Origin of the sequence: Pseudomonas sp. FSL R10-1339, from assembly GCF_009600545.1 — a bacterium.
GTDB lineage: Bacteria > Pseudomonadota > Gammaproteobacteria > Pseudomonadales > Pseudomonadaceae > Aquipseudomonas > Aquipseudomonas bubulae.
Window position 1 is genome coordinate 1 of record NZ_WIVQ01000142.1, and the last position, 6,982, is coordinate 6,982.

The 6,982-nt window shown below is 62.5% G+C and carries 5 protein-coding genes and 3 pseudogenes; all 8 read left to right on the forward strand.

Translation table 11 applies throughout. The features are described 5' to 3' along the window. Window positions 1-316 (forward strand): annotated as a pseudogene (gene mhpB / locus GHO03_RS22965) (3-carboxyethylcatechol 2,3-dioxygenase); the annotation flags it as partial. 17 nt (window positions 317-333) lie between these two features. After that, complete coding sequence (locus GHO03_RS22970) at window positions 334-1,203, forward strand: alpha/beta fold hydrolase (RefSeq protein ID WP_153400586.1); 870 nt, start codon at window positions 334-336, stop codon at window positions 1,201-1,203. Between the two features lie 14 nt (window positions 1,204-1,217). Next, window positions 1,218-2,024 (forward strand): 2-keto-4-pentenoate hydratase, encoded by an 807-nt coding sequence (gene mhpD / locus GHO03_RS22975; RefSeq protein ID WP_095000513.1) that lies wholly within the window; start codon window positions 1,218-1,220, stop codon window positions 2,022-2,024. Between the two features lie 32 nt (window positions 2,025-2,056). After that, window positions 2,057-2,994, forward strand: a pseudogene (locus GHO03_RS22980) (acetaldehyde dehydrogenase (acetylating)). A 10-nt stretch (window positions 2,995-3,004) separates the two neighbouring features. Then, window positions 3,005-4,015: a 4-hydroxy-2-oxovalerate aldolase gene (dmpG, locus tag GHO03_RS22985; protein WP_095000515.1), complete on the forward strand. Its 1,011-nt coding sequence runs from the start codon at window positions 3,005-3,007 to the stop codon at window positions 4,013-4,015. Window positions 4,016-4,134: 119 nt separating this feature from the next. Further along, a pseudogene (gene mhpT / locus GHO03_RS22990) lies at window positions 4,135-5,217 on the forward strand (3-(3-hydroxy-phenyl)propionate transporter MhpT); the annotation flags it as partial. A 62-nt stretch (window positions 5,218-5,279) separates the two neighbouring features. Further along, complete coding sequence (locus GHO03_RS22995) at window positions 5,280-6,551, forward strand: OprD family porin (protein ID WP_153400587.1); 1,272 nt, start codon at window positions 5,280-5,282, stop codon at window positions 6,549-6,551. 93 nt (window positions 6,552-6,644) lie between these two features. After that, on the forward strand, window positions 6,645-6,982 hold a 338-nt coding region (locus tag GHO03_RS23000), incomplete at its 3' end, for an amidase family protein (RefSeq protein ID WP_256668749.1).

The window sequence follows — 6,982 nt, forward strand, 5'->3', positions numbered from 1 at the left end:
GCAGCGGGTCATCCAGGCCGCCCGGCACTTCGTCGAGGACCAGAACAGCCTGCACCCGCTCAACCCGGTCTGGGACCAGCAGTTTCTCGACACGCTGGAGCAGGGCCGCTTGAGCGACCTCGATGCACTGGGCAATGACGCGCTGTCGGCGCTCGCCGGTAAATCGACCCACGAGGTGAAAACCTGGGTCGCCGCATTCGCCGCATTGTCCGCCTTTGGCCCCTACCAAACCGAAGGCCGCTACTACCGCCCGATTCCCGAATGGATTGCAGGCTTCGGCGCCCTTGGCGCGCAGCCGCTGACCCACCCCCTTTGAATTCAAGGATCACTGCCATGACTGCCACTGCCAGCGTATTCACTGAAGCCTCGACCAGCCGCTTTGCCCGTATCAAGGAAGGCGACCTGGACCTGCAATTGCACTACAACGACGTCGGCCAGGGTGCCGAGACCGTGGTCATGCTCCACGGCTCCGGGCCCGGCGCCAGCGGCTGGGCCAACTTCAACCGCAACATCGAACCGCTGGTGACTGCCGGTTACCGGGTGATCCTGCTCGATTGCCCGGGCTGGAGCAAAAGCGACCCGGTGGTGAGCGAAGGCTCACGCTCCAACCTCAATGCGTCGGCGCTCAAGGGCCTGCTCGATGTGCTGGACCTTGACCGCGTGCACATCATCGGCAACTCGATGGGCGCCCACAGCACCGTGGCCTTCGCTCTGGAAAACCCCGGGCGCATCGGCAAACTGATCCTCATGGGCGGCGGCACCGGCGGCCCGAGCGCATTTGTGCCCCAGCCCACCGAAGGCATCAAGCTGATCGGTGCGCTGTACCGCGAGCCGACCATCGAGAACCTGAAAAAGATGATGAGCGTCTTCGTTTTCGACACCAGCAGCCTGACCGAAGAACTGTTCCACACCCGTCTGGATAACCTCCTGGCGCGCCGCGACCACCTGGAAAACTTCGTAAAAAGCAGCACCATCAATCCCAAACAGTTTCCCGACTTCAGCCATCGCCTGCACGAAATCAGCGCCGAAACCCTGCTGGTCTGGGGGCGCGAAGACCGCTTTGTGCCGATGGATACCGGCTTGCGCCTGCTGGCAGGGCTGCCCAACGCGCAGCTGCACGTGTTCAACCGCTGCGGCCACTGGGCGCAATGGGAACACGCCGACACCTTCAACCGCATGGTGCTGGACTTCCTGACCCACTGATAACCGAGACCGCCATGAACCCGACTCCCGAAACACTGGCCCAACTGGCCGCCGACCTGCGCCACGCCGAAACCCACAGCAGTGCCATAGCCCCCCTGCGCGAGCTGATCGGTGAGGACAACGCGACAGCCGCCTACACCATCCAGCAGATCAATGTCGCCCACGGCGTCGCCAATGGACGCCGGGTAGTGGGCCGAAAAATCGGCCTGACCAACCCCAAGGTGCAAGCGCAGCTGGGCGTGGACCAACCGGACTTCGGCACTCTGTTCGCCGACATGTGCTACGGCGACAACCAGACCGTACCCATCGATCGCGTGTTGCAGCCCAAGATCGAGGCTGAAATCGCCTTGATCCTCAAACATGACCTGCCCCACTCCGACACCACCTTCGACGAGGTCATGGCCGCCACCGGCTGGGTGATGCCGGCTCTGGAAATCGTCGGCAGCCGCGTGCAGCAGTGGAACATCCGCTTTGTCGACACGGTGGCCGATAACGCCTCCAGCGGCTGCTACGTACTCGGCGGCCCGGCCCGCAGCCTTGATGGGCTGGACTTGCGCAATGCGGGCATGTGCATGACCCGCAATGGTGAAGAAGTTTCCAGTGGCAGCGGCGCGCAATGCCTGGGCCATCCGCTCAATGCGGCCGTATGGCTGGCTTGCACCATGGCGCGCCTGGGCAATCCGCTGCAAGCGGGCGACATCATCCTGACCGGCGCACTGGGGCCGATGGTGGCCGTGGCCGCCGGTGATCGTTTCGAAGCGCATATCGAAGGCATCGGCAGTGTCGGTGTGGACTTCTCGCAACACGGCAGCGCCGAGTAATCGGCGACTTGCGTGCAACTGAGGCAACAATAATGAACAAGAAACTCAAGGTCGCCATCATCGGCTCCGGCAATATCGGCACCGACCTGATGATTAAAATCCTGCGCAATGCCCGGCACCTGGAAATGGGCGCAATGGTTGGCATCGACCCGGCCTCCGACGGTCTGGCCCGTGCTGCGCGCATGGGTGTTGCAATCACCCACGAAGGCGTTGAAGGCCTTACGCGCATGGACGTGTTCAAGGACATCGACTTCGTGTTCGATGCCACATCGGCCGGTGCCATGTCAAGAACGACGCTTTTCTGCGCGCGATCAAACCCGGCATCCGCCTGATTGACCTCACCCCGGCGGCCATCGGCCCGTACTGTGTACCGGTGGTCAATCTGGAGCAGAACCTGGACCAGTTGAACGTCAACATGGTGACCTGCGGCGGCCAGGCAACCATTCCGATGGTCGCCGCCGTGTCCCGTGTGGCCAAGGTTCATTACGCCGAAATCGTCGCTTCGATTGCCAGTAAATCTGCCGGCCCCGGCACCCGCGCCAATATCGACGAGTTCACCGAAACCACCTCCAGGGCCATCGAAGTGATTGGCGGTGCAACCAAGGGCAAGGCGATCATCGTGATGAACCCTGCCGAGCCGCCGCTGATCATGCGCGATACCGTTTTTGTACTCAGCGAAGCCGCAGACCAGGCACTGGTCGAGGCGTCTGTCGCCGAAATGGCGGCAGCCGTGCAAGCCTATGTGCCGGGCTATCGCCTCAAGCAACGCGTGCAGTTTGACGTAATCCCTGAAGACAGGCCGCTGACCATTCCCGGACTGGGCAGATATTCCGGGCTCAAGACTTCGGTGTTTCTGGAAGTCGAAGGCGCCGCCCACTACCTGCCGGCCTACGCCGGAAATCTCGACATCATGACCTCTGCAGCCTTGGCCACCGCTGAGCGCATGGCGCTGTCGATGCTCAACGTCTGAGGGGAAAACCATGAACGATAAAAAGATCTATATCAGCGACGTCACCCTGCGTGACGGCAGCCATGCCGTGCGCCACCAGTACTCGTTGCAGAACGTGCAGGACATCGCCCGCGCCCTGGACAAGGCCCGCGTCGACGCCATCGAGGTGGCCCACGGCGATGGTCTGCAAGGTTCGAGTTTTAACTACGGTTTCGCCTCCCATACCGATCTGGAATGGATCGAAGCGGCGGCGGACGTGATCAGCCACGCAAAAATCACCACCCTGCTGTTGCCCGGCATCGGCACGGTGCATGACCTCAAGGCTGCGTACAACGCCGGGGCCCGGGTCGTGCGCATCGCCACGCACTGCACCGAAGCCGATGTCTCGAAACAGCACATCGAGTACGCCCGGGAACTGGGCATGGACACTGTCGGCTTTTTGATGATGAGCCACATGATCCCTGCCGATCAGTTGGCGGCCCAGGCCAAACTGATGGAGAGCTACGGCGCGACCTGCGTGTACATGGCCGACTCGGGCGGAGCGATGAACATGCAGGACATTCGCGATCGCTTCCGTGCGTTCAAGGCCGTGCTCAAGCCTGAAACCGAAACCGGCATGCATGCCCACCACAACCTGTCGCTGGGCGTAGCCAACTCGATTACGGCGGTTGAAGAAGGCTGCGACCGGATCGATGCCAGCCTCGCGGGCATGGGGGCCGGGGCCGGCAATGCCCCGCTGGAAGTGTTTATCGCCGCCGCCGAGCGTCTGGGCTGGAACCACGGCACAGACCTTTACACGCTGATGGATGCCGCGGATGACATTGTCCGACCGTTGCAGGATCGCCCGGTGCGGGTCGACCGCGAGACCTTGGCGCTGGGTTATGCCGGGGTGTATTCGAGCTTCTTGCGCCACGCCGAAATCGCTGCGGCCAAGTACGGCCTCAAGACCCTGGACATCCTGGTCGAACTGGGCAAGCGGCGGATGGTGGGCGGCCAGGAAGACATGATCGTCGACGTGGCGCTGGACCTGCTCAAACGCTAAGGCCTTCCTTACCCCCCCCCTTGTAGGAGCGGGCTTGCTCGCGATGCAGGCAACGCGGTTTACCTGACGAACCGCATTGATCCAATCGCGAGCAAGCCTGCTCCCACAGAAACAGGGGTGCCGCGTTCGAACTGGATAAATTACATATGAGCTGGGTGTTCAGCGCCGGAATTTTCGGTCTGTTGCCCGGTGCGTTCGCCGGTGGGTGGCTGGCTGACCGCATTGGCCGCAAACGGGTGCTGATGGCCTCGGTGGGGCTGTTCGGGGTGTTCTCCCTTGCCACCGCATTGGCCTGGGACATTAACAGCCTGTTGGTCGCACGCTGCCTCACCGGCGTTGGCCTCGGTGCCGCCCTGCCCAACCTGATCGCCCTCACCAGCGAAGTGGCTGGCCCGCGCCTGCGCGGTACGGCGGTAAGCCTCATGTATTGCGGCGTGCCTTTGGGCGCCGCGCTGGCCGCCCTGATCGGCATCGCCGACCTGGCCGGTGGCTGGCAAGTGGTGTTCTACGTCGGTGGCGTGGTGCCGCTGTTGATCGTGCCGCTGCTGGGGCTCTACCTTCCCGAGTCGCAGCAGTTTCGCAACGTTCAGGGCGAGGCGCCCATCGGTGTGGTTCGGGGTTTATTTCGCGAGGGCGCGGCACTGCCGACTACGCTTATCTGGGTTAGCTATTTCTTTACCCTGATGGTGGTCTACATCCTGATCAACTGGCTGCCCAGCCTGGTGATCGGCCAGGGGTTCACCGGGCGCCAGGCCAGCTGGGTGATGCTTGCCCTGCAAATTGGCGCAGCAGCCGGCACCCTGTTTCTGGGCTGGGTCATGGACCGCCTGCCCGCCTGGGCGCTATCGGCACTGATCTATGTGGGCATCCTGGTGTCACTGACCGCCCTTGGGTTGGCGAGCCATCTGCCGGGCATGCTGGCGGCGAGCTTTATTGCCGGTTTTTTTGCCACCGGAGGTCAATGCGTGCTCTACGCCCTGGCACCGCATTTCTATCGCCCCTCGATAAGCGCCACGGGCGTGGGCAGCGCAGTGGCCATCGGTCGCCTCGGTGCCATGAGCGGCCCCTTGGTGGCCGGCAAGATGCTCGCGCAGGGCACCGGCACCGCCGGGGTGATGCTGGCGTCGGCGCCAGGCATCGTGATTGCAGCCGTGGCCATGTTTTACCTGTCGGTGCGGCGCAACGCAGCATCACCCGACTGACTACCTGCGCGCCGAAAGGCGCGCAGTGCTCCACCCCCCATAACAATAAAAGTGAACCTGCCATGCTCAAGACTGTTCTTCGGGCGCTCAGCGCCTGCACCTGGGTTTTATCCATGACCACGGCTGTGGCCAGCGATTTTGTCGATGACAGCCACGCTGACCTGGTGATGCGCAACTATTACTTCGATCGTAACTACGTCAATGCAACCCCGCAGGCTGCGGCCCGAGAGTGGGCACAGGGTTTTATCCTCAACCTGCGTTCGGGCTACACCGAAGGGCCGGTGGGCTTTGGCCTGGACGCGCAAGGCTTGCTCGGTGTGCGCCTGGATTCCTCACGCGCCCGCACCGGCACCGGCCTGCTGCCGTATGACGCCAACACCCGCGAGCCTGCCGATGAGTACTCGGAACTGGGGCTGACCGCCAAGGTTCGCGCCTCGCAAACCGAGCTGCAAGTGGGCACCATCAGCACCTTTTTGCCGATTGCATTCGCCAGCCCTACCCGCCTCCTGCCACAGACGTTTCGCGGGGCCTACCTGAAGTCCCAGGACATCGATCAACTGACGCTGCACGTCGGCTGGCTGGACCGCATCAACCTGCGCGACTCAACCGACTACCAGAAAATGTCTGTCGGCTCGCCCAATGGCCGCTTCAATGGTGCGGCCGAGTCCAACCGCTTTATGTTTATCGGCGGCGACTATGCCTGGTCAGCGCAACTGACTCTCAAGTACTACCACGCCGAACTCGCGCAACTGTACCGCAAGGACTTTTACGGCTTAGTCGATAATCGCAAGCTGGGCCCCGGCAGCCTGAAAAGCGATTTTCGCCTGTTTATCACTGGCGAAGACGGCGCAGCCAAAGCCGGGACGGTGGACAACCGCAATGCCGCACTGATGCTGACCTACAGCCTGGGGGCCCATAAATTCGGCGCCGGTTATATGCACCTGACTGGCAAGACTGGCATGCCGTATCTGTTTGGCACCGAACCGCTGGTGATCACTGAGGGCACCCTCAGTTCCGAGTTCCTCAACCCCAAGGAACGCAGCTGGCAGGTGCGCTACGACTACAACTTTGCCGGGATGGGCGCGCCGGGCCTCAACGGCATGCTGCGCTACGTGAGTGGCGACAATATCGAGCTGGCCAGGTTTGGCGGCTCGAATCTGAGCGAGAGCGAAAAAGACATCGAAGTCTGGTATGTCCTGCAAAGCGGCCCGCTCAAGGATCTGTCGCTGCGCCTGCGCAACGCCTGGTACCGCAACGACTTCACCGCCCAGGCCAGCCACCGCGATGACAACGAGCTGCGTCTCAATATCGATTACACCTGGAAATGGTGGTGACTATTTGCGACCACACATGCGACATGGGCTGGCTGTGCAGGCAGGAGTTTCGCTAAGCTCTGCGGTTTCCCATTGTCCTCAAGCGGTAAGCCCATGATTGAAGTCACCGAGGTGTCCATAGCCCAACTGCGCGCCGCGCTCGAATCCGGCCAGACCACGGCGGTAGAACTGGTACAGGCTTATCTGGCGCGGATCGACGCCTACGACACAGCTGACACCCCCACCGCCCTCAATGCCGTGGTGGTGCGCAACCCCCTGGCAATGACCGAGGCGCAGGCCTCCGACGACCGCCGTGCCAAGGGCCAGGCCCTCGGCCCGCTGGACGGCATCCCCTATACCGCCAAGGACAGTTACCTGGTCAAGGGCCTGACCGCCGCGTCGGGCAGCCCCGCCTTCAAGGACCTGGTGGCGTACCGCGATGCTTTCACCAT